General features: G+C 66.1%; 28 protein-coding genes. 21 read left to right on the forward strand and 7 right to left on the reverse strand.

What is annotated here, in order from left to right:
* Window positions 1-50 precede the first annotated feature (50 nt).
* The 3 genes from ACHMWQ_RS11375 to ACHMWQ_RS11385 all read right to left on the reverse strand — a co-directional run bounded on the left by ACHMWQ_RS11375 (window position 51) and on the right by ACHMWQ_RS11385 (window position 3,327).
* The gene (locus ACHMWQ_RS11375; RefSeq protein ID WP_396307536.1) at window positions 51-1,301 is read right to left on the reverse strand and encodes an alpha/beta hydrolase family protein; all 1,251 of its coding nucleotides are present in this window, start codon (window positions 1,299-1,301) and stop codon (window positions 51-53) included.
* A 300-nt stretch (window positions 1,302-1,601) separates the two neighbouring features.
* A complete protein-coding gene (locus tag ACHMWQ_RS11380) occupies window positions 1,602-2,423 on the reverse strand; it encodes a hypothetical protein (protein ID WP_396307537.1) in 822 nt (273 codons plus the stop codon).
* Window positions 2,424-2,556: 133 nt separating this feature from the next.
* The gene (locus ACHMWQ_RS11385) at window positions 2,557-3,327 is read right to left on the reverse strand and encodes an SDR family NAD(P)-dependent oxidoreductase (RefSeq protein WP_396307538.1); all 771 of its coding nucleotides are present in this window, start codon (window positions 3,325-3,327) and stop codon (window positions 2,557-2,559) included.
* 431 nt (window positions 3,328-3,758) lie between these two features.
* Here ACHMWQ_RS11385 and ACHMWQ_RS11390 point away from each other — a divergent pair, with 431 nt between their 5' ends.
* The 3 genes from ACHMWQ_RS11390 to ACHMWQ_RS11400 all read left to right on the forward strand — a co-directional run bounded on the left by ACHMWQ_RS11390 (window position 3,759) and on the right by ACHMWQ_RS11400 (window position 6,405).
* Window positions 3,759-4,253, forward strand: a complete 495-nt coding sequence (locus ACHMWQ_RS11390) for a hypothetical protein (RefSeq protein ID WP_396307539.1) — start codon at window positions 3,759-3,761, stop codon at window positions 4,251-4,253.
* Entirely contained in the window at window positions 4,192-5,472 is a 1,281-nt protein-coding gene (locus ACHMWQ_RS11395) for a DNA-packaging protein (RefSeq protein ID WP_396309432.1), read from the forward strand. Before ACHMWQ_RS11390 ends, ACHMWQ_RS11395 begins: the two co-directional genes overlap by 62 nt.
* Before the next feature lie 147 nt (window positions 5,473-5,619).
* Window positions 5,620-6,405, forward strand: coding sequence for a hypothetical protein (locus ACHMWQ_RS11400; RefSeq protein ID WP_396307540.1), 786 nt, complete (start codon window positions 5,620-5,622; stop codon window positions 6,403-6,405).
* Here the strand turns inward: ACHMWQ_RS11400 and ACHMWQ_RS11405 are convergent.
* Window positions 6,402-7,586, reverse strand: coding sequence for a GGDEF domain-containing protein (locus ACHMWQ_RS11405; RefSeq protein WP_396307541.1), 1,185 nt, complete (start codon window positions 7,584-7,586; stop codon window positions 6,402-6,404). The two genes, ACHMWQ_RS11400 and ACHMWQ_RS11405, sit on opposite strands and share 4 nt — an antisense overlap.
* Window positions 7,587-7,859: 273 nt before the next feature.
* On the opposite strand from ACHMWQ_RS11405, the gene ACHMWQ_RS11410 reads away from it, so the two are divergent.
* The 8 genes from ACHMWQ_RS11410 (at window position 7,860) to ACHMWQ_RS11445 (ending at window position 13,915) form a co-directional block, all read left to right on the forward strand.
* Window positions 7,860-9,071, forward strand: coding sequence for a phage portal protein (locus ACHMWQ_RS11410; RefSeq protein ID WP_396307542.1), 1,212 nt, complete (start codon window positions 7,860-7,862; stop codon window positions 9,069-9,071).
* The gene (locus ACHMWQ_RS11415; RefSeq protein ID WP_354548139.1) at window positions 9,059-9,247 is read left to right on the forward strand and encodes a hypothetical protein; all 189 of its coding nucleotides are present in this window, start codon (window positions 9,059-9,061) and stop codon (window positions 9,245-9,247) included. The genes ACHMWQ_RS11410 and ACHMWQ_RS11415 overlap by 13 nt, the downstream gene beginning before the upstream one ends.
* A 798-nt stretch (window positions 9,248-10,045) precedes the next feature.
* Window positions 10,046-10,591: an HK97 family phage prohead protease gene (locus tag ACHMWQ_RS11420; protein WP_396307543.1), complete on the forward strand. Its 546-nt coding sequence runs from the start codon at window positions 10,046-10,048 to the stop codon at window positions 10,589-10,591.
* Entirely contained in the window at window positions 10,588-11,817 is a 1,230-nt protein-coding gene (locus ACHMWQ_RS11425) for a phage major capsid protein (protein WP_396307544.1), read from the forward strand. The genes ACHMWQ_RS11420 and ACHMWQ_RS11425 overlap by 4 nt, the downstream gene beginning before the upstream one ends.
* Window positions 11,818-12,196: 379 nt before the next feature.
* Window positions 12,197-12,766: a head-tail connector protein gene (locus ACHMWQ_RS11430; protein WP_396307545.1), complete on the forward strand. Its 570-nt coding sequence runs from the start codon at window positions 12,197-12,199 to the stop codon at window positions 12,764-12,766.
* The gene (locus ACHMWQ_RS11435) at window positions 12,763-13,092 is read left to right on the forward strand and encodes a phage head closure protein (RefSeq protein ID WP_396307546.1); all 330 of its coding nucleotides are present in this window, start codon (window positions 12,763-12,765) and stop codon (window positions 13,090-13,092) included. The genes ACHMWQ_RS11430 and ACHMWQ_RS11435 overlap by 4 nt, the downstream gene beginning before the upstream one ends.
* Window positions 13,089-13,520 (forward strand): hypothetical protein, encoded by a 432-nt coding sequence (locus ACHMWQ_RS11440; RefSeq protein ID WP_396307547.1) that lies wholly within the window; start codon window positions 13,089-13,091, stop codon window positions 13,518-13,520. The genes ACHMWQ_RS11435 and ACHMWQ_RS11440 overlap by 4 nt, the downstream gene beginning before the upstream one ends.
* Window positions 13,517-13,915 carry a DUF3168 domain-containing protein gene (locus ACHMWQ_RS11445; protein ID WP_396307548.1) on the forward strand — a complete coding sequence of 133 codons (399 nt, stop codon included), beginning with the start codon at window positions 13,517-13,519 and terminating at the stop codon, window positions 13,913-13,915. The genes ACHMWQ_RS11440 and ACHMWQ_RS11445 overlap by 4 nt, the downstream gene beginning before the upstream one ends.
* On the opposite strand, the gene ACHMWQ_RS11450 is transcribed toward ACHMWQ_RS11445, so the two are convergent.
* Entirely contained in the window at window positions 13,912-14,418 is a 507-nt protein-coding gene (locus ACHMWQ_RS11450) for a GNAT family N-acetyltransferase (RefSeq protein WP_396307549.1), read from the reverse strand. The genes ACHMWQ_RS11445 and ACHMWQ_RS11450 overlap by 4 nt on opposite strands.
* Window positions 14,419-14,474: 56 nt before the next feature.
* On the opposite strand from ACHMWQ_RS11450, the gene ACHMWQ_RS11455 reads away from it, so the two are divergent.
* The 4 genes from ACHMWQ_RS11455 (at window position 14,475) to ACHMWQ_RS11470 (ending at window position 16,561) form a co-directional block, all read left to right on the forward strand.
* Window positions 14,475-14,891: a phage major tail protein, TP901-1 family gene (locus ACHMWQ_RS11455; RefSeq protein WP_396307550.1), complete on the forward strand. Its 417-nt coding sequence runs from the start codon at window positions 14,475-14,477 to the stop codon at window positions 14,889-14,891.
* A complete protein-coding gene (locus tag ACHMWQ_RS11460; protein ID WP_396307551.1) occupies window positions 14,891-15,208 on the forward strand; it encodes a gene transfer agent family protein in 318 nt (105 codons plus the stop codon). The genes ACHMWQ_RS11455 and ACHMWQ_RS11460 overlap by 1 nt, the downstream gene beginning before the upstream one ends.
* Window positions 15,209-15,393: 185 nt before the next feature.
* Complete coding sequence (locus ACHMWQ_RS11465; protein ID WP_396307552.1) at window positions 15,394-16,209, forward strand: DNA adenine methylase; 816 nt, start codon at window positions 15,394-15,396, stop codon at window positions 16,207-16,209.
* A gap of 133 nt (window positions 16,210-16,342) precedes the next feature.
* Window positions 16,343-16,561, forward strand: coding sequence for a rcc01693 family protein (locus ACHMWQ_RS11470; protein ID WP_396307553.1), 219 nt, complete (start codon window positions 16,343-16,345; stop codon window positions 16,559-16,561).
* A 14-nt stretch (window positions 16,562-16,575) separates the two neighbouring features.
* On the opposite strand, the gene ACHMWQ_RS11475 is transcribed toward ACHMWQ_RS11470, so the two are convergent.
* Window positions 16,576-17,079 carry a DUF2059 domain-containing protein gene (locus tag ACHMWQ_RS11475; RefSeq protein ID WP_396307554.1) on the reverse strand — a complete coding sequence of 168 codons (504 nt, stop codon included), beginning with the start codon at window positions 17,077-17,079 and terminating at the stop codon, window positions 16,576-16,578.
* An 85-nt stretch (window positions 17,080-17,164) separates the two neighbouring features.
* On the opposite strand from ACHMWQ_RS11475, the gene ACHMWQ_RS11480 reads away from it, so the two are divergent.
* From ACHMWQ_RS11480 to ACHMWQ_RS11490, 3 genes are read left to right on the forward strand one after another with little or no spacing between them, the layout of a single operon-like run.
* Window positions 17,165-17,707, forward strand: a complete 543-nt coding sequence (locus ACHMWQ_RS11480; RefSeq protein ID WP_396307555.1) for a phage tail tape measure protein — start codon at window positions 17,165-17,167, stop codon at window positions 17,705-17,707.
* Window positions 17,707-18,342, forward strand: a complete 636-nt coding sequence (locus tag ACHMWQ_RS11485; RefSeq protein ID WP_396307556.1) for a TIGR02217 family protein — start codon at window positions 17,707-17,709, stop codon at window positions 18,340-18,342. The genes ACHMWQ_RS11480 and ACHMWQ_RS11485 overlap by 1 nt, the downstream gene beginning before the upstream one ends.
* A complete protein-coding gene (locus ACHMWQ_RS11490) occupies window positions 18,339-19,223 on the forward strand; it encodes a DUF2163 domain-containing protein (protein WP_396307557.1) in 885 nt (294 codons plus the stop codon). Before ACHMWQ_RS11485 ends, ACHMWQ_RS11490 begins: the two co-directional genes overlap by 4 nt.
* Before the next feature lie 2 nt (window positions 19,224-19,225).
* On the opposite strand, the gene ACHMWQ_RS11495 is transcribed toward ACHMWQ_RS11490, so the two are convergent.
* Window positions 19,226-19,519 carry a hypothetical protein gene (locus tag ACHMWQ_RS11495; protein ID WP_396307558.1) on the reverse strand — a complete coding sequence of 98 codons (294 nt, stop codon included), beginning with the start codon at window positions 19,517-19,519 and terminating at the stop codon, window positions 19,226-19,228.
* Between the two features lie 58 nt (window positions 19,520-19,577).
* Between ACHMWQ_RS11495 and ACHMWQ_RS11500 the strand changes: the two genes are divergently transcribed.
* From ACHMWQ_RS11500 to ACHMWQ_RS11510, 3 genes are read left to right on the forward strand one after another with little or no spacing between them, the layout of a single operon-like run.
* Entirely contained in the window at window positions 19,578-20,021 is a 444-nt protein-coding gene (locus tag ACHMWQ_RS11500; RefSeq protein WP_396307559.1) for an NlpC/P60 family protein, read from the forward strand.
* Complete coding sequence (locus tag ACHMWQ_RS11505) at window positions 20,021-23,890, forward strand: glycoside hydrolase/phage tail family protein (protein ID WP_396307560.1); 3,870 nt, start codon at window positions 20,021-20,023, stop codon at window positions 23,888-23,890. Before ACHMWQ_RS11500 ends, ACHMWQ_RS11505 begins: the two co-directional genes overlap by 1 nt.
* The gene (locus ACHMWQ_RS11510; protein ID WP_396307561.1) at window positions 23,883-24,221 is read left to right on the forward strand and encodes a DUF2793 domain-containing protein; all 339 of its coding nucleotides are present in this window, start codon (window positions 23,883-23,885) and stop codon (window positions 24,219-24,221) included. Before ACHMWQ_RS11505 ends, ACHMWQ_RS11510 begins: the two co-directional genes overlap by 8 nt.
* The last annotated feature ends 236 nt before the right edge of the window (window positions 24,222-24,457 follow it).

Here is a 24,457-nt window from a genome sequence, read left to right on the forward strand (position 1 = left end):
GCGGGGCAACGGGGCGCCTTAGCCGGCCCGTGCCGCATCTCCGGAGAGCGTCACTTCCTGTCGAACCAGCGCTTCCATTCGGCGGCGGCCTTGGCGTAGGTGCCGCGATGCGTGGTCGGGCCGGTAGAGATCGCCTCGACCTTCGGATTGCCGGCGCCCATCGCCTGCTGGTAGGTCATCGCCATCTTGCCGACGCCCTGGGTGATCGCCTCGTCCGCCTCGCCGTAATAATTGCGCACCGGCGACTGGATCACCCAGCGATAGCCCTGCGCCTCGCGCAGCAGCCGGCCATAGGCCGAACCCGCGAAGAACTGCGGATTGAAATAGTCGGCCCGGATCAGCTTGCGCAGGTCGGTCGGGATCTCCGAGGCCTCGAAGGGCTCGCGCTCATAGGCGCGGCGGGCGGCGTCATAATGGTCCGGGTTCAGCACGGAACGCGCGAGGCCCGGCACGCCATAATAGTTCTCATAGGCGAAGGCCGACAGGATCACGATGCTGTTGAGCCAGGCGGCATCATTGGGCCGAGGGAAGTTCAAAAAGCCGTTCATCAGCGCGAACACGTCGATCGGGGCGCTGGCGGTGGCTGCCCCATCGACGGTGACGCCGGCGCTCTCGAGCTTTTCGAGGCAGGCCATGGTGACGAAGCCGCCCTGCGACCAGCCGCCGAGGAAAAGCTTGTCGCTGGTGATCCCCATCGTGTCGAGCAAGCTGCGGCCCGAGCGGATCATGTCATGGCAGGCCATCTGATGGCTGCCCTTGACCATGTAACCTTCCGGCTCCGTCGAAACGCCCATGCCAAAATAGTCGGCGCCCATCACGATGTAGCCCTGGCCAGCGAACTGCGCGAGCATCAGCTGGGTTTCGGGCGACTGGTCGGGAAAGGAGGGGACCTCCTGCCGGCCATAGACGGTGCCGTGCTGGTAGGAGACGATCGGGAAGGACTTGCTGCCGGTATCGGGGATGGCCAGCAGGCCCGTGGCGACGATCGGCTTGTTGCCCTGCTCGGGGATGACGGACGGGTAGGTGACGCGGTAGAGCTTCACCGCATTGCGCGCCGGCGTGTAGGTGACGTCGATGCCGGCGAATTTCGGGAAGTCGGTGACGAGGATCTGGTTGAGCCGGTCGACGTCCCAGCGTCCCAGCAGTTCGTAGCGGACGCCGGACGGCACCGCGATCGACTGAGCCCCGCTCGGGGCGGTGCTGGCGGGGGTTGCGGCGGTTTCCGCCCGCACCGCGGTCGCCAAGACGGTGGTTGCAAGGAGCGCTCCGCAGAGCGCAAGCGTGCGAATGGCTTTCGTCATGATGCCCTAACTTCCGGAAGTTCGATCCGGCTTCGCGGCTGCCCGGGATTGGCCCCACACCGCAGCTTCGGGATAAGCGTCGGCGTGTAAAGATTGCGTGTCGAAAGGCTGCAAGACTTGCGTCTTTCGGTGCCGATCCTGACGCAGCAGGCCGAATACCGGCGCCGCACCCGATCGGCAAACATTCGGCGCTTCTCTCGCTGCGGCATGCCCAAGCGGGAACATGGCTGATCGGCGGGCCGGGCGAATTCTCAGTAATTGGATAGCTGTCAACTCCGATTGTCGAGCCGGAATTAGTATTTAGAGGGGCGTCTCTCCCATATCTCTAACAATCTCGACAATTGTAATTGCTGCAAGCTTATAAAGTATATCGGCCGACGTGATATCCAGAGTATTGGTAGGATGCATCAATGGATTTCTATCAAGTTCACGCATGCGATCCAGCATTGTGGCTACTTTTGCAGATGGCTTTCGCTTTTCATCTTTATCTTCTACTAGCTTCTTCGCCGCCTGTATGTAGTCATTCCAGCTGTGCAGCTTTTTGGTGACGCCGAAGTATCTGAGATAGCTCTCCATAACCAACTCCAGTCCCCGCAAGGCGTGGAAGCCGCAGGCTGTGGGTAGATTAAAAGCGAGACATTTTCCTGAATTATCGAATTCATCGAGCACGTCTTTGCTCACAAGGGACCGATACTCGATCGGTATTATTCCTGATCCATTCGAAACGAGCGCGGATGTCTTATATATTGAGATCTCATCGACGGAGTATACGTCAACATCGCGGCATTCGGCTTCAAAAACGCTTTTAAAAGCATCAATTTTTCGTGGAATTTCGCTGTATTCCCATGACTGATATTCTTTTGAGAAATTTTCTGGTTTGAAATCACCTGCCGGAACTATTGTAGATACTATCCGTGTAACAGAGTCTATCAAGCTTGATGCCGCATTTTTACTGGTCACAAAGCCATTGTTATCTGCGACGAAAGATCGGAGTTTGATGGGCAATTGCCATAGGCCCACGTATAAAGCGCCGCCTTCTGATGATTCTGGCGTTGATGCCTGCCTAGCGAATTGCAGGGCTTCGGCCAATTCGAAATATTCTAATAGATTTACTCTTTTCATATTTAATACTTCTCGCATTAGAGGTGAGATTATATTATTCTAAGTATGAAGATTAATTTGTTTGTGTGTTTGATCTGTGCCAAGGCGGGTCTATGCAACTGTGTTGCTGGCTTGTTAGTCCCGCTGGCAGCGGCTACCGCGCCGTCCAGCCGCCATCGACCAGAAGCGTCTGGCCGGTGATCATCGAGGCGGCGTCGGAGGCGAGGAAGACGACGACCCCGGAGACTTCCTTGGGCTGGCCGATCCGGTGCAGGGCGGCGATGCGCTCCAGCACGTCGGCGTGGAATTCCGGATCGGACAGCATGTCGGCCGTGCCATCGGTGCGGATGAAGGTCGGCGCCACGCAATTGACGCGGACATTGTGCTTGCCCCATTCGACCGCGAAGCACTTTGTCATGTGGCTGACCGCCGCCTTGCTCAGGCAATAGATCGCCTCGCCGGGCAGGGCGATCGCGCCGGCCTGCGAGCCCATGTTGATGATCGCGCCGGTCTTCCGCTCGATCATGTGGCGACCGACATATTGCGACAGGAAGAAGGTCGATTTGACGGTCAGGTTGATCGTGAAGTCGAAATCCGCCTCCGGGAAGTCCTCGACCGGCCCGATCGTGCCGCCGCCGGCATTGTTGACCAGGATGTCGATCTGGCCGAGCGCGGCGATCGCAGCGTCGACCGCCGAATAGGCCTGCGGCAGGTCGAGCACGTCCATCTGCAGCGGGACGGCGCGGCGGCCCATCGCCTCGATTTCGGCAACCAGCCCGGCATCGGAAGTCGCGTCGCGCAGGCCGAGCGCCACATCCGCGCCCGCGGCGGCCAGTGCCAGCGCGGTGGCGCGGCCGAGGCCGCGCGCGGCGCCGGTGACAAGGGCCGTACGGCCGGTAAGGTCGAAGCTCGGCAGGTCGCTCATCAGGGTTCCCCTCCCAGGGATGCTTGGAATTTGGCGGCAGGATAGTGCAGGGCGGCGCGCTTGTCTGGTGCCGGTTGCACGAAGCTGTTGCTGCCGGGCCGGAAGGGAATGTCTCGATGGATAGGAAAATAGTCCTTGACAGCGAGGCGCTGCTCCGGTAGGGTTCAGGCATAGTCGAAGAGTTGCGTTCAGCGGATGCGGGCGCTCAAAGGCTCCCCAATTCAGATCCCCTGCCTTCCAAGTCTCGCCGTCATCCCCGGCTTGACCGGGGATCCATCCAGCCGGGTTCTAGGAGGTGCGAACCTCCCGGATGCTCAGCTGCATGGGTCCCCGCCTTCGCGGGGATGACGGCGAGTGGGGTGAGCCGCCTGCGAGCGCTTGGCCACCACCGTCAGCCAACACCGTTCCCCCAATCGAGGCCCATGAAAAATATGCCGGAACTGAGCCTCGATCAGTGGGCGGCGGTGCGCGTCGCCTATGAGACGTCGGCGCTGCCGCTTCGCGATATCGCCGCGACTTATGGCGTCAGCCATGTCGCGGTGGCGAAGCGGGCGGACCGGCAGGGTTGGCTGCGGCCGGGCGAGGCGCCGCCGCTGCCGGACGGGGCGGCGGAGGAGAAGCTGGTGGCGCGGCTTTATCGGACCTTTGAAAAGCAGGTCGCCGAGCTCGAAATGCGCTTCGCCAATGGCGAGGGCGGCGTCGAGGAGAAGGACGCGCGCACGCTCTCCGTGCTGGCGCGCACCCTCGAGACGCTGGGAAAGCTGCGGGAAGGAACGGACGATGCCGCCGATGCCGCCCCCGTCGACATTGAGGCCCTCCGGGCGCGGCTTCAGGCGCGCCTGGAACAGCTCGATGCAGCGGGGGATGCGGCCGTCCCGCCTGCTGGCGGGGTTGCGGCCGGAGGAGATCGAGGCGTTCCAGCATGATTGGGACTTCTGGGCCCGCGACGACCAGTATCCACCCGAGGGCGACTGGCTCACCTGGCTGATGATCGGCGGGCGCGGCGCCGGCAAGACCCGCGCCGGGGCCGAATGGATCCGCGGCCTTGCCGCCGGCCGTCCGGGCTTTGCCGCGTCGCCCGTCGGGCGGATCGCCCTGATCGGCGAGACCTTGGCCGATGTCCGCGATGTGATGATCGAAGGGGTTTCGGGGCTGCTTTCCGTGCATCGCCGGCACGAGCGGCCGAGCTGGCAGCCGTCGCGCCGCCGGCTGGAATGGCCGAATGGCGCGCTGGCGCTGTGCTTTTCGTCGGAGGACCCGGAGAGTTTGCGCGGTCCGCAATTCGAGGCGGCCTGGGCGGACGAACTGGGCAAATGGCGCTATCCGGAGGCCTGCTGGGACATGCTGCAATTCGGCCTTCGGCTGGGCGACATGCCCCGCCAGCTCGTCACCACGACTCCGCGCCCGATCCCGCTGTTGAAGCGGCTGCTTTCCGCCGAGCGGACCGTGATTACCCGCGCCGGCACCTCGGCCAACCTCGCCAATCTGGCGCCGGGCTTCCTGGAGCGCGTCGTTGGGCGCTATCGCGGCACCCGGCTCGGCCGGCAGGAGATCGACGGCGAATGGATCGAGGATCGCGCCGATGCGCTGTGGAGCCGCGACGAGATCGAGCGCCAGCGCGTCGACCGCGCGCCGGATCTCGTCCGCATCGCGGTCGCGGTCGATCCGCCCGCCTCGCGGCGCAAGGGGGCGGATGCCTGTGGCATCGTCGCCTGCGGCCTGGCCGAGGATGGCAACGCCTATGTCCTGGCGGATCGGAGCCTCGCCGAGGTGAAGCCGGCGGCCTGGGCTTCCGTCGCGGTCGGGCTTTACCGGGCGCTTGATGCGGATTTGCTGGTCGCCGAGGTCAACCAGGGCGGCGACATGGTGGCGAGCGTGATCAACGAGGTCGATCCGGCCGTGCCGGTGACTTCGGTGCGCGCGACGCGTGGCAAATATCTGCGGGCCGAACCGGTGGCCGCGCTCTATGCGCAGGGCCGGGTGCGCCATGCCGGGACGTTCCCGGCGCTGGAGGATGAAATGGCGGATTTCGGCCCGGAGGGCCTGGCCCATGGCCGCTCGCCGGACCGGCTCGACGCGCTGGTCTGGGCGCTGACCGCGCTGATGCTGCGCGCGCCGGGCGAGCCGAGGATCCGGAGCATGTGAAGCGACGTTTGGCTGCGGGATCGGAAGGCCGGTTGTCTTGCAAGGCGAATCCCCTGAAGCATCAGGCAGAAGCCGCGTGCCGGCGCCCGTCGCCGCGCGTGGGCGACGGTCCCGATCCTGTCGGACGCATGCAATGGGGAACTATCGATGGAGCAGGCCTCCCAACTCTCGGCACCGATGCTGTTCGTGTTGTTCACCGCCTTCGGACTGACGTTCTATCTGGCGGGAAGGCTCGCTCTCTATTTCCTGTCGAAGCATGCCAGCCGCGACATTCTCTCGATCCCGCAATCCGCCTTTCTCGGCACGATCGCGACCGCCTGGGCGCTGTCGCTCGGTTTCATCGCCGCCGATATCTGGGCGGTGAATTCCAGGGCGGATCAGGCGGCGAGCATGGAGCGCTCGTCGATCATCCGCCTGCTGCGCAGCGCCGAGCCGGATATTCTCAATTCGCCCAAGCTGAACGATGGCATCCTAACCTATCGCAAGCAGGTGGCGATGCGCGAATGGCTGGAGGGCAAGAACGTTCTGCCCGACGAGCAGGTTGAGAAGGCGTTGCACGATCTGCGCGGCGAGATCGCGGATCTGGCGCGCGGCAACGCGCCAGGTCTGCTGATTTCGCAGGCGATCCACGACCTCAGCAACCTGCAGGACGCCCGCAACATGCGCCTCGCGGTCGGCAACACCTCGATCGATTATTACAAATGGTACCTGGTGATGTTCCTGACGCTGCTGACGGCGATCACCATCGCGGCGACCCATGCCGACCGCAAGCTGGCCGGCAGGCGGGCGCTGGCGATCTACGCCATCACCGCTTCGGTGAGCCTGTGGATCCTGGCCATTCACGCCAACCCCTATGACGGACTGGAAGAACTGCACCCGTCGCTGCTGTTCACCAACCAGAAGCACGCCGACATCGCGCTCGACGGCAACTAGCCGGCGGAACCGCGGAAGGCCGTGTCGGCTCTGGCGACCGGCGGGCGTTCGGCCTGGGGCTGCGCGATGACGACCCTGTCGCGTCCGCCCCGCTTGGCGTCGTAGAGCGCGCGGTCGGCTTCCGCCAGGACGCGATCGGCATGGGCGGCATGCGGTCCCGTGCCGGCGATGCCGGCGCTGGCGGTGCAGGTCAAATCGGCTTCCGCCCGCACCAGGGCGACGAAGCGGCGGCGGACTTCGTCGGCATGCCGGGCTGCCGTTTCCAGCGTCGTGTCGCGCAGGATCAGAGCAAACTCCTCGCCGCCGATCCGGGCGGCCAGGGCCGAGGCGGGAAGGTTGTCCTTCAGCGCCGTCGCGAACAGGACGATGACGCGATCTCCCATCGCATGGCCATGGGAATCGTTGATGGATTTGAACTCGTCGATATCGAAGAGGACCACGACGCTCGCCGGCGCCAGGCCACCTTGCTGCGCGTCGAACAGGGCGCGCCGGTTCATCAGCCCCGTCAGCGGGTCGGTCAGCGCTTCGCGCCGATGCGCCTGCGCCGTGCGGATCTGGCTCAGCGCCATGGTCAACGCGCCGAGCGCGGGGATCGAGCCGATCACCAGCATGATGGACAGGTCCTGCGCCCAGTTCTGCGGCCGTCCGGCAACGACGATGCCGTCCCTGACCAGGACCAGCACCGCGCGGGGCAGGAAGGACAGACCGACCACAAAATAGAGCGAGGCGATGGTGAGGGTCGTCATCGGCGCCTGGGCGCGCGCCAGCCAGAACTGGTGCGAGGTCAGGAAGAGCAGAACGGCCGTGCTCAGGAAGCTGATGGCATAGGCGATCCCGCTATAGCCCGGCATAAGCGGCGCCAGCGTCAGCACCACCGGGATCAGGCTCGCCACCACGATCCGCCGCCAGGGCGAACTGCCGAGCCGGAATTGCGCGGCGCTGCCATAGAGGTTGGCCGTGCCGGACATCAGCAGCGTCAGGGCCATTGCCAGCAACCAGACGGAAGGTTGAAGCCTGTCCAGAACCGACAGGCCGACGCTGACCGCGATCAGCAGCGCGCCGGTGGCGCAGGTCAGCAGAAAGCCGTCCCGCCGCGACGTTTTCCAGGCGGCGAGCAGGATGACCGATAGAAAGGCCGTGGAAAATCCGATGGCGACGAGGAGCGAGGCGAAGTCGAGCACCGAATAGTCCTCTTGCGTCCGGAATTGTGCCCGGACCGGCATATCCGTCGGGATGGCGTGGGCAGGCGCGCAGGCAAATCCGTGCCGGCCCTCCTTCCGAAAGTACTGCGTCCATAGTTCATTTGGCAGACGAGAACGCAAGAGCCCCGGCTGCAACGGCGAATGGTTGTGTCCGCCGGCGTGGAAAAATTCAGGTTGTGAACCGGGGCCTTGGCTCGCCCGCTTGCCTACGCCGGAGAGCGGCGCGCAAAAGCGATTTCGATCGGAGACTCCATGAAGCCGAACCTCTTTAACCGCCTGTTCGGCGGCCGCGTCGCCGTGCCCGAAGCGAAGGCCTCGCGCACCGGGCCGCTGATCGCGTTGCAAGGGCAGGGGCGGCCCGTCTGGACCGCGCGCGATCTCGCCAGCCTTGCCCGCGAAGGCTACATCAAGAACGCCATCGTCTATCGCGCCGTGACGATGATCGCGGAAGCCGCCGCTTCGGTGCCGTGGCTGGCTTATGAGGGCGAGGCCGAGCGGCCGGATCACCCGCTGCTGGCGCTGCTTGCCCGGCCGAACGGCCGCCAGTCCGGCACCGCCTGGCTGGAGGCGCTCTATGGCAACCTCCTGGTTTCCGGCAACGCCTATGCCGAGCTGGTGCAACTGGGCGGCGATCCGGCCGAACTGCATGCGCTGCGGCCCGACCGCATGAAGGTCGTGCCGGGCCCGGACGGCTGGCCGGAGGCCTACGAATATTCCGTCGCCGGGCGGACGGTGCGCTTTTCCGTCGAGGATGGCGCATCGCCGGTCCTGCATCTGCGTCTCTATCATCCCCTCGACGATCACTATGGCTTCGCGCCGCTGGAAGCGGCCGCCATCGCGCTCGACCTGCACAATGCCGCCGGTGCCTGGAACAAGGCGCTGCTCGACAATGCGGCGCGCCCTTCCGGCGCGCTGGTCTATCGCGGCGAGGGCGGCGCCAATCTTTCGCAGGATCAGTTCGAGCGGCTGAAGCGCGAGCTCGAGGCGAATTATACCGGCGCGGTCAATGCCGGGCGGCCGCTGCTGCTCGAAGGCGGGCTCGACTGGACCTCGATGGCGCTGACGCCGCACGACATGGATTTCATCGAGGCGAAGAACGGCGCGGCGCGCGAGATCGCGCTCGCCTTCGGCGTGCCGCCCATGCTGCTTGGCATTCCCGGCGACAACACTTTCGCCAATTATGCCGAGGCCAACCGCGTGTTCTGGCGGCAGACGGTCCTGCCGCTGGTCGGCCGTACCGCCGACGCGCTCACCACCTGGCTCGGGCCGCATTATCCCGGTGCGATCTGGCTCGGCTTCGACGCCGACGCGGTCGAGGCGCTGTCGGTGGAACGGGCGGCACTCTGGAGCCGTATCACCGCCGCCGATTTCCTGACCCGCGACGAGAAGCGCCAGGCGGTCGGTTATGGCGCGACGGGTTCGGGGCCTGCGAATGGAGAAGGAGACGAGGGGTGGACGACTTGACCCGCGTCTTTGCCAGCCGGGGCGACCTGGCGCATCTGGCGCTGTTTCTCTGGGCCTCCGGTGCCAGCGCCTTGCTGGTCTGGGCCCTGCGCGAACTGGCCAGCTCAAACCGCCGGTTCAACGACTTCGTGGCCGAGATCGCCCGGCTGAATCGGTTCTTCAACGACCGGCGCTAAGGGATTCTGAGCGCGGGGGTTTTCTCCGCTGCCCGCGGGTGACGGCTCGCCATGTGCGAGTAAAGATGGCCCAGATGCTACCTGCATCCGGCCATACACCCACCGGCGTCATCCTCGCGAAAGCGAGGATCCATGCAGCCGTCGTGATTGGCCCTGCAGGCTCGGACCCGAGCGAACCTCCCAAGGCTTGGGGGGAATGGATCCTCGCCTGCGCGAGGATGACGGCGAGCATGGGACAGGCACAACGCGCCGATCGAACGGCGAGTAAGGGGCAGGCGTCGAGCGCCGCTGGTACGGCGAGCGCGGGGGCGGCCCGGAGCGCACATTGGAGGAAGTGAAGCATGACCCAGATGCTGAACCGCATCCTGCAACGCCTTGCACCCGACCACCGCAAGGTGTTCCGCGATTTCGCCGGCGCGCTGGAGAGGCTCCTGGCGCGGAGCTAGTGCGCCAGCCGGTTTGGGCCTCTCTCCGGACGCCGCGCAGCGCTGAACCTCAACATCCTGAGGAGGCCCAAAGGGCCGTCTCGAAGGACGCAACGAGGGTGTGCAGCCCGACGAAGTTTGGTCGAGGCCGCCGCCCATCCCATCTCCGGCGTCATCCTCGCGGAGACGAAGATCCATGCAGCCGGGTTGGTCGGCTTCTGGATAAACGTCTCGGCGCCCGAGGCGCCGGCTGAATGGATCCTGGGTCGCCGCCCGGGACAACGGCGAGGGTGAAATCAACCTCGAAACCATTCACGCCAAACCATTGATCCGACTCCCCCTTCCACGCGGACCTTTCCGCGAAGGAGACCGCATGACCCTTTCTTCCGCGCCTGCGCTCGAGACCAAATTCGCCGCCGCCGACCTCTCCGGCGTCGATGGCGAAGGGGTGTTTTCCGGCTATGCCAGCCTGTTCGGCACCGCCGACCTCTCGGGCGATCTCGTGCTGCCCGGCGCGTTCAAACGCTCGATTGGGGCGCGGGGCGCTGCCGGCATCCGCATGCTCTACCAGCACGATCCGGCCGAGCCGATCGGCGTCTGGATGGAGATCCGCGAGGATCCGCGCGGCCTGTTTGTGCGCGGCCGGCTGATGGCCGACGTGGCGCGGGGGCGCGAGGTGGCGAGCCTGATGCGAGCCGGCGCGCTCGACGGGCTCTCGATCGGCTTCAAGACCGTCAAGGCGCGCGCCGACCGGTCGGCCGGCATCCGCAAGTTGCTTGAGATCGACCTCTGGGAGATCTCGGTCGTCACCTTCCCGATGCAGCCCGACGCCCGCGTTTCGAGCGTCAAGACCACCGGCCTGGCCGCGCGGATGCGCCGGGCCGCCCGTTCCCTCCACCCGACAAGGACAAATCGATGACCGAGATTTCCGGCTCTGCCCCCGAGGCCAAGGCTGCCGAAAGCGGCGACGTTTCCGCCGCCTTCGACGACTTCATGCGCGCCTTCGAGGCGTTCAAGGACACCAATGATGAGCGGCTCTCCGAGATCGAGACCAAGCTCACCGCCGACGTCGTCACCACCGACAAGCTCGACCGCATCAACAAGGCGTTGGACGAGCTGACGCTGAAGGGGCGCCGCCCGCCGCTTTCGGCCGAGCGTGGCGCGGCGCGGCCTTCCGAGCACAAGCAGGCGTTCGAGAGCTATGTGCGCGGCGGCGACGAGGACGGGTTTCGCAAGCTGGAACAGAAGGCGCTTTCGGCCGGTTCGAATGCCGATGGCGGCTATCTCGTGCCGATCGAGACCGAGACCGAGATCGGCAAGCGCCTCGCCGCCATCTCGCCGATCCGCGCTATCGCCGATGTGCGGCAGGTCTCTTCCGGCACGTATCGCAAGCCCTTCATGACCGCCGGCCCGGCGGTCGGCTGGGCCGGCGAGACCGACAGCCGCTCGCAGACCACGTCGCCCACCATCGCCGCGCTCGATTTCCCGGCTATGGAGCTCTACGCCATGCCGGCGGCAACCGCCGCGCTGCTCGACGATAGCGCCGTCAACATCGATGACTGGATCGCCGCCGAGGTGGAGAGCGCCTTCGCGGCGCAGGAAGGCACCGCCTTCGTCTCCGGCGACGGCACCAACAAGCCGAAGGGCTTTCTCGCCTACACCACGGCCGCCGAGGCGAGCTGGGCCTGGGGCAAGCTTGGCTATGTCGTGACGGGCGCGTCCGGTGCGCTCCCCTCCAGCAATCCCTCCGACGTGCTGGTAGACCTGATCTACACGCTGAAATCAGGCTATCGCGCCAATGCACGCTTCGTGCTCAACCGCCGCACCCAGGCTTCCATCCGTAAGCTGAAGGACGCCGACGGCCACTATCTCTGGCAGCCGGCGGCGGTGGCGGGCGGCGAGGCGTCGCTGATGGGCTTCCCGGTGACGGAGGCCGAGGACATGCCCGACATCGCCGCCAATTCGCTGTCGCTCGCCTTCGGCGATTTCAAGCGTGGTTATCTCGTCGTCGACCGCCTCGGTGTTCGCGTGCTGCGCGATCCCTATTCCGCCAAGCCCTATGTCCTCTTCTACACCACCAAGCGCGTCGGCGGCGGCGTCCAGGATTTTGACGCGATCAAGCTGCTGAAGTTCGGCACGAGCTAGGAAGCAAAGACCCATCCACTCCCTTAGCAGGGGAGTAGGCAGGGCCCCCGAAAGCCGGAGCTCTCCTTCCCCCTCTCCCGCGAGGCGGGAGAGGGGCGGGGTGAGGGTTCGTGCGTTCTACATGCCTCCATGTCGTCCACCCCTCCGCCGTCATCCTCGCGAAAGCGAGGATCCATGCAGCTGGGTTCAACGGGAAGCGAACCTCCCGATTCCCCGGCTGAATGAATCCCGGATCTTCGCTTCGCTGCGTCCGGGATGACGGCGGAGGTGCGTGATAGCCGGCCCCGGTCCCCTCCCGCCGGAGCCGGCCTGGAGCGGCGCTTCGCCCTGGCGGGCGCCGCTCCTCCTCATCCAAAACACCTCACCGCAAGGAGCCATCATGACCGTGGCGCTGATTTCCGCGCCGGCGACCGAGCCGGTGTCGCTGGCCGATGTGAAGGCGCATCTGCGCGTCGACGGCACCGAGGAGGACAGCCTGCTGCAGGCGGCGATCCTGGCGGCGCGCACCCATGTTGAAAGCGAGACGCGGCGCAAGCTGATCGCGCAGGGATGGCGCATCTATCTCGACGAATGGCCGGCCGGCCGGGCGATCGAGCTTCCCCTCGCGCCGCTGATCTCCGTGGAAAGCATCACGCTCTACGACATCGTCGGCGCGGCGCAGGTCCTCGAGGCGGAGGCCTACCGCGTCGACGCCGCCCGCCTGCCGCCGCGCATCGTGGCGAAGCTTCGGCCGCAGGCGCCGCTCTACGACAACGGCATCGAGATCGACGTCACCGTCGGTTATGGCGTCTCCAGCCTCGCCGTACCCGCGGCCCTGCGCCAGGCGATCCTGATGCTGGTGGCGCATTGGTATGAACATCGCGGCGCCGTTGGCTTCGACCGAGCCGGCGACGTCGCGCCGCTTGGTTTCGAGGCGCTGGTCGCGCCCTATCGGGTGCGTTCGCTGTGAACGGTCTGGATCCCGGCCAGCTTTCGAGCCACGTCGCGCTGGAACGACCCGTCCGCACCGCCGATGGCAGCGGTGGCGCGACGGTCGAATGGGTAGAGGTCGCGACGCTCTGGGCGGCCATCGAGCCGGTCGCGGCCGGCGAGATTTTCGCCGCCGACCGGCTCGCGACCCGCGTCACGCACCGCATCACCATGCGCCACCGCACCGATGTCGAGGGCGGCATGCGGGTCGTGCATCGCGGACGCGTGCTGCGCATCGAGGCCTGGCGCGACCCGGACGAAACCCGGCGCTTTCTCGTGCTCGAAGCGGTGGAGGAAAGGCCATGAACGCGCGCGCCCTCACGGGCCAGGCGCTGGCCTCGGCGCTGCGCAAGGCTGTCGACCCCGCTGTCGCCGAGGCCTTGCAGCGCAATGCGGAAAGGCTGAGGCAGGCGCTGGAGGAGACGAATTCAGAAGGCACCGAACCTTCACCTCTCCCTGAGGGAGAGGTCGGCCCGCAAGACCGGGTGAGGGTTTACGGCCTTTCCGGAGAGGTCCCTAAACCCTCACCCGCCGCGCTCCGCGCGTCGACCTCTCCCTCAGGGAGCGGTGACGAAAGCACTCCTCCTTCAGGGACCGTGTCTCATTCCAGCCATTCCCTCGACATCACCCTTTCCGGCGAAACCCTCTTCGCCCGCGAATTCGGCGCGCTTCGTGAGGCGGCGAAGCCCGTCATCGCGCCGGCGCTAAACCGCCTGAGAAGGAGGTCGCGATGACAGCCGCGCTCGAACTGCAGGTGGCGATCGTCGCCAGCCTGCTCGCCGATGGCGACCTCGGGGCGTTGGTGGGGGACCGCATCCATGACGGCGCGCCGCGTGGCCTCGCCTTTCCTTCGGTGACGCTGGGCGAAACCGGGCAGGCCGACTGGTCGAGCGATGGCGAGGCGGGCGGCGAGGTCAGCCTGACCCTGCATGTCTGGTCGCGGGCAATCGGCAAGCGCGAGGCCTGGGCAATCCTCGGCCATCTGATGCGGCTGCTGCATGACGCGCCGCTTGCGATGGACGGTCCTTCGCTGGTGCTGATCCGCGTTACCTATGCCGAGGTCCGGCTGGATCCGGACGGCATCACCGAGCACGGCGTCCTGCGCCTCGCGGCGCTGGTCGAGGACTAGCCTTTTCTCGCCAGCCAGTCGGGCCTGAGGATCGCCATCACCAGCTCGTCGTGATGTTCGCCGCCGACAAAGGCGCTGCCGCGCGAAACGCCTTCGGCCTGGAAGCCGACGGATTCATAGGCGCGGCGGGCGCGCAGATTGTGCGGGAACAGGCCGAGCGACAGCCGGTGCGCCTTCGTCTCGGTGAAGACACGCTCGATGAGCCCCCTGAGCAGCGCGCGGCCGACGCCTTGGCCCGGCTCGCTGACGGCGATCCGCTTCAGCAGCGTCGACCGCTCGGGCGAGTCCCAGTCGCGCAGCAGCGCGAAGCCGAGCGGCTTTGGCTCGCCGCCATCCTCGCCGGCGCGGGCGAGGAAATAGGCATAGCGCGGTTCGGTCATCGCCTCGGCGTGCTGCGCCGTTTCCCATCGGCCGACCAGCTTTTCGAAACCCGGCCGCCGCTCGGTCGCGACGATGAACGGGATGTCGCTCTCGCCGGCGCGGACGACTTCGATTCGAGGCATCGGCGGCGGCTCCCAGGCGGGTGAAACAGGTTCAGCGAATGAGAAGGGGATAGAGGATGACGGCGCAGAAGGGCAAGGATTTGCTCCTGAAGATCGACACCACCGGCTCCGGCGATTTTTCGACGGTGGCCGGAATGCGGACCCGGCGCTTCGCGCTCAACGCCGAGACGGTCGACATTACCGACACGGATTCGGCCGGCCGCTGGCGCGAACTGCTCGCCGGCGCCGGCGTCCGTCGCGCCAGCGTTTCCGGATCGGGCATCTTTCGCGACGCGGCGACCGACGCCGCGATCCGCACGCTGTTCTTCGACGGCGCGATCCGCGATTTCCAGCTGATCGTGCCGGATTTCGGCACGCTGGCCGGACCGTTCCAGCTCACCGCGCTGGATTATTCCGGCGAGCATGACGGCGCGGTCACCTATGAGATCGCGCTGGAATCGGCCGGCCTGATCCAGTTCACGGCGGCCACGTGATGGCGAACCGGCATCGCGGCGAGATCGAGGCCGAACTCGACGGCCGGCCGCACACGCTGTGCCTGACGCTCGGCGCGCTGGCCGAGCTGGAGGCCGCCTTCGGCGCCGAGGACCTCTCGGCACTGGCCGCCCGTTTCGGCGAGGGCCGGCTTTCGGCCAGGGATGCGATCCGCATCCTCGGCGCCGGCCTCCGCGGCGCGGGAGAAAGCATAGACGACCACCAGGTCGCGGCGATGCGGGCTCCCAACGGTGCGGCGGGGTTCGCGGCGATCGTGTCGGAGCTTCTGGGCGCGACGTTTGGCGGGGGCGGGGGGTGAGTGCGGGGCGGCAGGATGACGGCATGCGCGGGAAGGCCGGCAAGCAAGACGCTTGTTCAGCTCACGGCAGCCGGCGGATCGGGGCCGTTATTCGCTTGTAAAGCACGGACCGGAGCCAATTTGCGCCGTACCGGCATTCGTATGTGTATGCAGTTATGCAACCGCAGACCGGGATGTTAATCGATATGGATCTTTCAGAGTTTCGAAATATCAATCCGGTTCAGCCGGTTGCGGGCTACATTGGGGGCAAGAGGCAGTTAGCCAAGCGGATCATCAACGAGATCGAGGCCGCTCCGCACAGTGTGTACGCCGAACCCTTTTTGGGTATGGGCGGCGTCTTTCTCAGGCGTCGCCTGGTGCCAAAAACTGAGGTTGTGAATGACGCGTCCGGTGACGTGGCGACGCTATTCCGGATCTTGCAGCGCCACTATCAGGCATTCATGGACATTCTGAAGTGGCAGCTCACGAGTCGAACTGAATTCGAACGATTGGCGGCCCAGGAACCGGAATCACTGACTGACTTGGAGCGTGCCGCGCGCTTTCTCTACCTTCAGCGTTTGTCCTTTGGCGGTAAGGTCTCAGGGCGGACCTTCGGCATAGATGCCGCCAGTTCGGCCAGGTTTGACATCACCAAGCTTGCTCTCGCACTAAAGGCCGTTCACGAGCGGTTGTCTGGGGTTTGGATTGAATGCTTACCGTGGCAAGAATTCATTGAGCGCTGGGACCGGCCAAAAACGCTATTCTACCTCGATCCACCCTACTTAGGGACTGAGCATGTATATGGTCGAGGTATGTTCGAACGGGCTGATCACACTCGCCTCGCGGATTGTCTGAGGAATATTCGCGGTCGCTTCATCTTGTCGTTGAACGACAATTCGGAGGCTCGCGACCTCTATTGTTGGGCGGCGATCAGATCGGTGGATTTGACGTATCAAGTCGGCCGCTCATATCCCAGGCGTCGGGCAAAGGAGTTGATTATCATCGGCGGCGGGGGCGACTAGAGAGGACGCAATGGCCGATCAGAACTGCTCGCGATTTGGGACATCGTGTTTCTCCTCCAATGAAGGCGGTAAGCATGACGTCTCGCCCGAGCCTCGGTCGGCTCCCTCTCCCGGAAACCGGGAGAGGGTCGGGGTGAGGGGCTTGCTTGCCTCGGGAAAGGATCCGGCGCCTTTTCCCTGGCGCGAGGCGATGGCGATCGGCTTTGGCGTGCTCAGGCTGTCGAGCCGCGAATTCTGGGCGCTGACGCCGCGCGAACTCTCCGCCGCGATCGAGGGCCTGACCGGCCGGACCCATGCCCCGATGGACCGCACCCGTCTTGACGACTTGATGCGGCGGTTCCCGGATCACTAGCCCCTCGCCTGGAATCATTGCTTCTTCTGACGAGCTTCGCGGATTATTTCTTGGATTTCCGGATCCGTCTGAATCTTGCTCATCGATTTCTGTATGAATTCTACCGACTTTGGAAGCGAGTATTCCGTTATTTCTTTGGCAATAGCTGAATTCTTGTCCAGGATTTGGCGTCCAACAGGTGTGCTGTAGAAGTCGTACATGGCGTCAATTTCTGCTTCAGAATATACCGACTTGTATATCTCGATGATTGCCTGATCTTGATTGGAGAAAACGTCCTCGTAATTCTCCATCATGATTGACGTCGCTCTGTCCATGAACGACTGAGGGATTTCTAGATTTGTTGCTTTCAAGGCGTTGAAGATCTGGTCCAGCAGACGATGTCTTTGCTGATCGAAGTCAATCCCCTTCATCAGGGTCTCAATTTTCTGGTCGGTCGTTGGCTCGGTCGCATGAGCGTGTTGGTATGCGCCGCCCAGAATGATCATGGCCGAGAAGCAAATGGCCTTCAGATTCAGCATTCATAACCCCCGATAGAGCTGGTCCTTTCGTCACTATACATGCGTGTACCGGTGGAGGCGACCGTCTGTTCGACCAGGAGCCATCATGACCACGCCAATCGACGAACTTTCCGTGCGTATCACGGCCGATACCTCCGCCTTCACCGCCTCGCTCGATGGCCTTGCCAAGCAGGCCGACGGCTTTTCCGGCGCGATCAGCCGGGCGTTTCGCGATGCGGTGGTCGGCGGCAAGGAATTCGACGACATCCTCAGAAACCTTGCGCTGCGCTTCTCGACGATGGCGCTCAACGCCGCTTTGAAGCCGATCGAAAGCGGCATCGGCGGGCTGCTCTCCGGCCTGGTCGGCTCGCTCGGCGGGGTAAAGCCGTTCGCCAAGGGCGGCGTCGTCGCCAGCCCGACCTATTTTCCCTTGTCCGGCGGGCTCGGCCTGATGGGCGAGGCGGGGGCCGAGGCCATCATGCCGCTTTCACGCGGCCCTGACGGGCGGTTGGGCGTTTCGGGCGGCGGCGCGCCGGTGACGGTCAACATCGCCATCCAGACGCCGGACGCCCAGAGTTTTAGAAAGTCCGAGGCGCATGTCGCCGCGACGCTGGCGCGCGCCGTCGGTCGCGGCAGAAGGGGGCTTTGATGCCGCTGATCCCTGCCTTTCACGAAATCCGTTTCCCGACCAACATCGCCTTCGGTTCCTCCGGCGGGCCGGAGCGGCGCACCGAGGTGGTGACGCTTGGCTCGGGCAGCGAGCGGCGCAATGCGCGCTGGGCGGAATCGCGCCGCCGCTATGACGCCGGCTATGGCGTGCGCTCGCTCGCCGACCTGCATCAGGTGATCGCCTTCTTCGAGGAGCGGCGCGGAAAACTGTTCGGGTTTCGTTGGCGCGACCGAGCCGACGACGCCTCCGCACCGCCGGGGACGGAGCCGGCGCCGACCGACCAGGTGCTTGGCGCTGGCGACGAAGAAACGACGGTGTTTCAGTTGAAGAAGACCTACGGCGCGCTGCATGCGCCCTATGAGCGGGCGATCGCCAAGCCGGTCGAAGGCAGCGTCCGCGTGGCGGTGGATGGCGTCGCGACCGAGGACTTCGCCGTCGACCCGGCGACCGGGCTGGTCACGTTCGCTGAGGCGCCGGCCGAGGGCGCGATCGTCACCGCCGGCTTCCGCTTCGACGTGCCGGTGCGCTTCGATACCGACCAACTGTTGATCAATCTCGCCGCCTTCGAGGCCGGCGAAATCCCGTCGATCCCGATCGTGGAGATCCGGCCATGAGGACGCTTCCTCCCGATCTCGCGGCGCATCTGGCCGGCGACGCCTCGACGCTTTGCCACGCCTGGCGGCTGCAGCGGAAGGACGGCGTCGTGCTCGGCTTCACCGATCATGATCGCGACCTCGTGCTGGACGGCGTCACCTACGAGGCGGCGACGGGCCTTTCCGCCAGCGAGGCCAGCGCCGAGACCGGCATGGTCACGGGCGGCATGGAGGTCGCCGGTGCGCTGATCTCGGACCGGCTGTCGGAGGCAGAACTTGCCGCCGGCGCCTTCGACCACGCCCGGATCGAGACGTTTCTCGTCAACTGGTCGGCGCCGGAGGAGCGGCTGCTGCTCCGCGTCGGCCATATCGGCGAGGTGCTGCGCGAGGATGGCGCCTTCCGGGTCGAGATCCGTGGTCTCGCCGCCGGCTTGGACGAACCGCAGGGACGGGTGTTTCGCGCCCCCTGCGACGCCGATCTCGGTGATGCCAGATGCAGGGTCGATCTCGACGATCCCGCCTTTCGCGGCAGCGGGACGGTGGTGGCCGCGCAGGACGGCAGGCGGTTCACAATTGCCGGGCTGGAAGCGTTTGCCGCCGGCTGGTTCGAGCGCGGCACGCTTACTTGGGTTGGCGGCGTCAATACCGGCCGCCGCGCTGTGGTCAAGTCGCGGCGCGATGTCGCAGGCCAGCCGACGATCGAGCTCTGGAACGCCATGACCGGCGCGATCGAGCCCGACGACACGTTCACCGTCACGGCCGGCTGCGACAAGCGCTTCGATACCTGCCGCGAGAAATTCGGCAATCGCCTGAACTTTCGCGGCTTTCCGCACATGCCGGGCAATGATTTCGCGCTCGGCTATGCCCGCAATGGCAGCCGCAACAATGGCGGGCGGTTGTAGCTTCAGGCCGCGGCGTCGAGCACGCGCTCCAGTTCATCGATCGCGGCAAGGCCGTCCTGGATGGCGCTGGCGCGCTTGGCCTCGTCGGACGAAGCGCGGCTGACGATCTGCAGCACCTCGAAGCAACGGGCCGCCGTATCGGTCGCGGCGGCGCCGACAGCCGGCGTCCAGGCGACATAGGACATCGCGATGTCGATGTTGCGGCTGACCTCGTTCTTCTGCGGCCACGCCGTCTCGCGCGTCAATCCGGTCAGGGTTTCGCGCAAGGCGCGCATGTTTTCGGTGTGCCTGGGCATGGCGGAGCCTCGTTCCCGGTGAGCCGGCGGAACCTCGCAGATTCGGAAGGGGATCGAAATGGTAAACCCGGCTTCCCGCCAGGCGATCGTCGAGGCGGCGATGGCCTGGCTCGGCACGCCCTATCGGCACCAGGCGTCGCTTCGAGGCGTCGGCTGCGATTGCCTCGGCCTGGTGCGCGGCGTCTGGCGCGAGCTCTATGGCGGCGAGCCGGAAGACGTGCCGGCCTATACCGCCGACTGGGCCGAGGCGCGCGGGCAGGACACGCTGGCCGAGGCCGCCGGACGGCACATGGCGGCTGTTCCGCTCGATGCGGCGACGACGGGCGATCTGCTGCTGTTTCGTTGGCGGGAAAACCTGCCGGCCAAGCATGCGGCGATCCTGATTGCGCCGGATCGCTTCCTGCATGCGCATGACGGCGCCGCCGTCGCCACCGCCGCTCTCTCGCCCTGGTGGCGCCGGCGCGCCGCCTTTGCCTTCCGCTTTCCCGGAGTGACCGACTGATGGCGACCCTCGTCCTGCAGGCGGCCGGCGCCGCGATCGGCGGCCTGTTTGGCCCGGTCGGTGCGATCCTTGGCGGCGCGGTCGGCGCCATGGCCGGCTATGCCGTCGACCAGACCCTGTTCGGCCAGAACATCGAGGGGCCGCGCCTCTCCGATCTCTCGGTGCAGCGTTCGGAGGAGGGCACGCCGATCCCGCGCGTCTATGGTCGCGCCCGGCTGGCCGGCCAGGTCATCTGGGCGACGCGCTTCCAGGAGGTGAAGCAAGAGGAGGGCGGCAAGGGCGGCCCGACCGTCACCACCTACTCCTATTATGCCAATTTCGCCGTGGGCATCTGCGAGGGGCCGATCGCCCGCATCGGACGCGTCTGGGCCGATGGCGATCTGATCAACCTGGCGGATGTACACCATCGCGTGCATCTGGGCGGGGAGGACCAGCCGGCCGACAGCCTGATCGAGGCCCGGCAGGGCACGACCGGAACGCCGGCTTATCGCGGCACGGCGATGGTCGTCTTCGAGCGCCTGCCGATCGGCGACTATGGCAACCGGCTGCCGCAGCTTTCCTTCGAGGTATTCCGCCCGGTCGGCGGCGTCGAGGACGAGATCCGCGCCGTCGTCATCATCCCCGGCGCGTCGGAATTCGCTTATGACCCGCTGCCGGTCTACACGTCGAAGGGGCGGGGCCGGCGCGTTACCATCAACCGCCATGTCGATGGCGCGCGCACCGATTGGGAAGCCTCGATCTATGAATTGCAGGCGCTTTGCCCCCATCTCGAACGGGCGGCACTGGCCGTCTCCTGGTTTGGCGACGATCTCCGCGTCGGCCACTGCACCGTTTCACCGCGCGTCGAGGATTACTCGACGGTCACGAGCCCGACCGCGTGGCGCGTCGCTGGGCTGAACCGCTCCGCGGCGCGAGCCGTCAGCCGTATCGATGACCGGCCGGCCTTCGGCGGCACGCCCTCAGACGCCAGCGTCATTCGCGCGATTCAGGATCTGAAGGCGCGCGGCATCGCCGTCACCTTCTATCCCTTCCTGATGATGGATATCCCCGCCGACAATGACCTGCCGCATCCCTATTGGGACGCGACCCAGCCGGCCTATCCCTGGCGCGGCGAGATCACCGCCTCGATCGCACCGGACCGTGACGGCACGCCGGACAAGACGGCGGCGGCCGCGAGCGAAATCGCCAGCTTCGTCGGCACGGCGGCGCGGACGGATTTCTCCGTCTCGGGCGGCGCGGTGCACTATTCCGGCCCGGATGAATGGACCTACCGGCGGATGGTCCTGCACGCGGCGCATCTCTGCAAGGCGGCCGGCGGGGTGGATGCCTTTCTCATCGGCTCGGAATTGCGCGGGCTGACGACGCTGCGCTCCGACGCCTCGACCTATCCCTTCGTCGCGGCGCTGCAGGCGCTTGCCGCCGATGTGCGGCTGATCCTGCCGGCGGCAAAGATTACCTATGCCGCCGATTGGAGCGAGTATTTCGGCCACCAGCCCGGCGATGGCTCGGGCGATGTGCATTTTCATCTGGATCCGCTCTGGGCCGACGATGCCATCGACGCGATCGGCATCGATAGCTACGTCCCCTTGTCCGACTGGCGCGACGGTTTCGACCATCTCGACGCAGCGGTCGCCGAGAGCGGCCGCGACGTCGACTATCTCAGGGCCAACATCGCCGGCGGTGAGGGCTTTGATTGGTACTATGCGAGCGACGCCGACCGCTTGGCGCAGATCCGCTCGCCGATCAGCGATGGCGGCGCGGGCAAGCCCTGGGTGTTCCGCTACAAGGATCTCGCGAACTGGTGGTCGAACCCGCATTTCGACCGACCGGGCGGCGTCGAGGCGACGATCGCAACCGCCTGGACGCCGAAGTCGAAGCCAATCTGGTTCACCGAGATCGGCTGCGCCGCGATCGACAAGGGCGCCAACGAGCCGAACGTCTTTCCCGATCCGAAGGTCGGCGGCGCCAGGTTGCCGCATTTTTCCAATGGCAGCCGCGACGCGCTGATGCAGGAGCGGTTCCTCACCGCTGTGCTCGGCTATTGGGACCCGGCCTCAGCCGATTTCGTCGCGACGAACAATCCTGCCTCGGATGTCTATGAAGGGCGGATGGTCGATGCCTCGCGCACCTATGTCTGGTCCTGGGACGCGCGGCCTTATCCGGCCTTTCCGCAGCTGACGGAAGTCTGGTCAGATGGCGGCAATTGGGAGACTGGGCACTGGCTGAACGGTCGGCTCGGCAACCTGACCACCATCCGCCTGGTCGAGCGCATTCTGCGGGATTATGGCTTCGAGCCCTATCGCGTTGGCGATCTCGACGGGCTGGTCGACGGCTTCGTGATTGCCCGGGTCGGCTCGGCCCGGCAGGCGCTAGACGGTCTCGCCGAAGCACTCGGCTTCGAAGCAGCGGAATCAGGCGACGTCGTCCGCTTCATCCGGCGCGGCCTGCCGAGGTTGACGCTGACGACGGCCGATCTCGTCGAGGAGGGCGAGCAGCCCTTGCTCGCGATCCGCAGGGCGCAGGAAACCGAGTTGCCGGCCGAACTTGCCTTCGGCTTCATCGACGGCGCCGGCGATTACCGCGACCGGGTCGTTGCCTCGCGCCGGCTGGAGGCGGCGGGGCATCGGCAGGCGACGCTTTCGACCGGCATCGTGACCGACGATGCGCTGGCCGTCGCGCTCGCCGATCAGCGCCTGCAGGAAATTTGGGACGGGCGCGAGACGGTGTCGCTGGCGCTGACCGACAGCCGGCTGGCGATCGAGCCGGCCGATGTCGTGACGCTGCTCCGGCCCGAGGGACGAACGAGTTTTCGCGTCACCAAGGTCGAGGACGGCCTGGCGCGGCGCATCGAGGGGCGAACGGTCGATCCGTTTGGCGCACCGGTTCCGGCCGGCGGCGGCACGACCGGCACGCCGGAATGGTCGGCCGATCCCGGCCCGCCCGACGTCATCGTCCTCGACCTGCCGTCCCTGACGGGCAGCGAAGCGACGGCGGCGCGGGTGGCGGTGTTCGCCGCTCCCTGGCCAGGCGCCTTCGGCCTTTCGATCGGTTCGGCCGAAACTGGCTTCCCGCTGCGCCAGATCGTGCCGCAGGCAGCGACGGTCGGAACCATCGCGGAGGTCGTGCCGCCGGGGCCGGTCGGGCGCTGGGATCTTGCCACCACGCTCGACGTGGAATTGCCGGTCGGTGCGCTGGCGAGCCTGCCGGACGAGGCGGCGCTGAACGGGCGCAATATCGCGGCGATCGGTAGCGAGGCGGATGGCTTCGAGGTGATCCAGTTCCGCTCGGCCGAATTGCTCGGCGCCGGGCTTTGGCGGGTGTCCGGACTGCTGCGCGGGCAGGGCGGCACGTCGGATCTTGCCGCGCGCGGTCATGCGGCAGGGGCACGCTTCGTGCGCATCGACGCTGCGACACCCCAACTCGATCTCGATCCCTCCGAGATCGGCCTGGCCCACACGCTGCGGGTCGGGCCGTTGGCCATCGCCTTCGATCCCGATCGCTTCACCACGCAGGATTTCACCGTCGCCGGTCGCTGGCGGCTGCCCTTCGCGCCAGCGCATCTTCGCGGGGCACGCGATGCGATCGGCGACGTCGCGCTCTCCTGGATCCGCCAGACGCGGGTCCGCGGGGATGGCTGGGAGCAGGTCGAGGTGCCGCTCGGCGAGGCGTCGGAAGCCTACCGGGTCGATCTGCTCGAGGGCGCGACGCTGCGCGCGAGCTTCGACACCGCCGTGCCGTCGCTGGCACTGTCGGCGGGCGACCTCGCGGCGGTGCTGAGCGCGCCGGATGCATCCTTCACCGTCCGCGTCCGCCAGCTGAGCGCCACGGCGGGACCGGGCATCGCAACGGAGGTTCTCGTCCATGGTTGATCAGACCGCGCATCTCGCGCTGCCGTTCCTCGCGCCGTCACAGGCGCAGAAGCATGTTACCCACAACGAGGCGCTCCGCCGTCTCGACGGGCTGGTCCAGCTTGCGGTCGAGTCCGTCGACGCGGTCTCGCCGCCGGGCTCGCCGGTCGAGGGCGAGCGCTATCTGCTCGGGCTCAGCCCGACCGGCGCCTGGGCCGGGCAGGGCGGCGATCTCGCCGTCTACGCCGATGGAGCGTGGTGGTTCGCCACGCCCGAGATCGGCTGGCTCGCCTTCGACAAGGCGAGCGAGACACTGCTCGTGCGCAAGGCGCCGGGCTGGACCAGCGTGTGATCGGGAGACTTTCTTCCGCCACCCTCGATCGGCGTGGCCCCCCACCACCGACGTCATCCTCGCGAAGGCGAGGACCCATTCATCCGAAGCCTCAGGCGTTTCGAAGGATCTTCGAGCGCCTGGCCCCTGGCAAACCCGGCTGCATGGATCCTCGCCTTCGCGAGGATGACGGCGAGTGTGGGGCGAGGGCGAGGGCGAGTGGGACGAGGGCTTCAGGCGCTCGCCTCCGGGGCCTT

This window comes from Kaistia sp. UC242_56 (assembly GCF_044452255.1).
Taxonomy (GTDB): domain Bacteria; phylum Pseudomonadota; class Alphaproteobacteria; order Rhizobiales; family Kaistiaceae; genus Kaistia; species Kaistia defluvii_A.

Excerpts from the sequence above, each read along its gene's own strand:
- ACHMWQ_RS11375 (WP_396307536.1), bottom strand. The coding sequence starts at position 1,301 with ATGACGAAAGCCATTCGCACGCTTGCGCTCTGCGGAGCGCTCCTTGCA.
- ACHMWQ_RS11380 (WP_396307537.1), bottom strand. The coding sequence starts at position 2,423 with ATGAAAAGAGTAAATCTATTAGAATATTTCGAATTGGCCGAAGCCCTG.
- ACHMWQ_RS11385 (WP_396307538.1), bottom strand. The coding sequence starts at position 3,327 with ATGAGCGACCTGCCGAGCTTCGACCTTACCGGCCGTACGGCCCTTGTC.
- ACHMWQ_RS11390 (WP_396307539.1), top strand. The coding sequence starts at position 3,759 with ATGCCGGAACTGAGCCTCGATCAGTGGGCGGCGGTGCGCGTCGCCTAT.
- ACHMWQ_RS11395 (WP_396309432.1), top strand. The coding sequence starts at position 4,192 with ATGCGGCCGTCCCGCCTGCTGGCGGGGTTGCGGCCGGAGGAGATCGAG.
- ACHMWQ_RS11400 (WP_396307540.1), top strand. The coding sequence starts at position 5,620 with ATGGAGCAGGCCTCCCAACTCTCGGCACCGATGCTGTTCGTGTTGTTC.
- ACHMWQ_RS11410 (WP_396307542.1), top strand. The coding sequence starts at position 7,860 with ATGAAGCCGAACCTCTTTAACCGCCTGTTCGGCGGCCGCGTCGCCGTG.
- ACHMWQ_RS11420 (WP_396307543.1), top strand. The coding sequence starts at position 10,046 with ATGACCCTTTCTTCCGCGCCTGCGCTCGAGACCAAATTCGCCGCCGCC.
- ACHMWQ_RS11425 (WP_396307544.1), top strand. The coding sequence starts at position 10,588 with ATGACCGAGATTTCCGGCTCTGCCCCCGAGGCCAAGGCTGCCGAAAGC.
- ACHMWQ_RS11430 (WP_396307545.1), top strand. The coding sequence starts at position 12,197 with ATGACCGTGGCGCTGATTTCCGCGCCGGCGACCGAGCCGGTGTCGCTG.
- ACHMWQ_RS11440 (WP_396307547.1), top strand. The coding sequence starts at position 13,089 with ATGAACGCGCGCGCCCTCACGGGCCAGGCGCTGGCCTCGGCGCTGCGC.
- ACHMWQ_RS11445 (WP_396307548.1), top strand. The coding sequence starts at position 13,517 with ATGACAGCCGCGCTCGAACTGCAGGTGGCGATCGTCGCCAGCCTGCTC.
- ACHMWQ_RS11450 (WP_396307549.1), bottom strand. The coding sequence starts at position 14,418 with ATGCCTCGAATCGAAGTCGTCCGCGCCGGCGAGAGCGACATCCCGTTC.
- ACHMWQ_RS11455 (WP_396307550.1), top strand. The coding sequence starts at position 14,475 with ATGACGGCGCAGAAGGGCAAGGATTTGCTCCTGAAGATCGACACCACC.
- ACHMWQ_RS11460 (WP_396307551.1), top strand. The coding sequence starts at position 14,891 with ATGGCGAACCGGCATCGCGGCGAGATCGAGGCCGAACTCGACGGCCGG.
- ACHMWQ_RS11465 (WP_396307552.1), top strand. The coding sequence starts at position 15,394 with ATGGATCTTTCAGAGTTTCGAAATATCAATCCGGTTCAGCCGGTTGCG.
- ACHMWQ_RS11475 (WP_396307554.1), bottom strand. The coding sequence starts at position 17,079 with ATGCTGAATCTGAAGGCCATTTGCTTCTCGGCCATGATCATTCTGGGC.
- ACHMWQ_RS11480 (WP_396307555.1), top strand. The coding sequence starts at position 17,165 with ATGACCACGCCAATCGACGAACTTTCCGTGCGTATCACGGCCGATACC.
- ACHMWQ_RS11485 (WP_396307556.1), top strand. The coding sequence starts at position 17,707 with ATGCCGCTGATCCCTGCCTTTCACGAAATCCGTTTCCCGACCAACATC.
- ACHMWQ_RS11490 (WP_396307557.1), top strand. The coding sequence starts at position 18,339 with ATGAGGACGCTTCCTCCCGATCTCGCGGCGCATCTGGCCGGCGACGCC.
- ACHMWQ_RS11495 (WP_396307558.1), bottom strand. The coding sequence starts at position 19,519 with ATGCCCAGGCACACCGAAAACATGCGCGCCTTGCGCGAAACCCTGACC.
- ACHMWQ_RS11500 (WP_396307559.1), top strand. The coding sequence starts at position 19,578 with ATGGTAAACCCGGCTTCCCGCCAGGCGATCGTCGAGGCGGCGATGGCC.
- ACHMWQ_RS11505 (WP_396307560.1), top strand. The coding sequence starts at position 20,021 with ATGGCGACCCTCGTCCTGCAGGCGGCCGGCGCCGCGATCGGCGGCCTG.
- ACHMWQ_RS11510 (WP_396307561.1), top strand. The coding sequence starts at position 23,883 with ATGGTTGATCAGACCGCGCATCTCGCGCTGCCGTTCCTCGCGCCGTCA.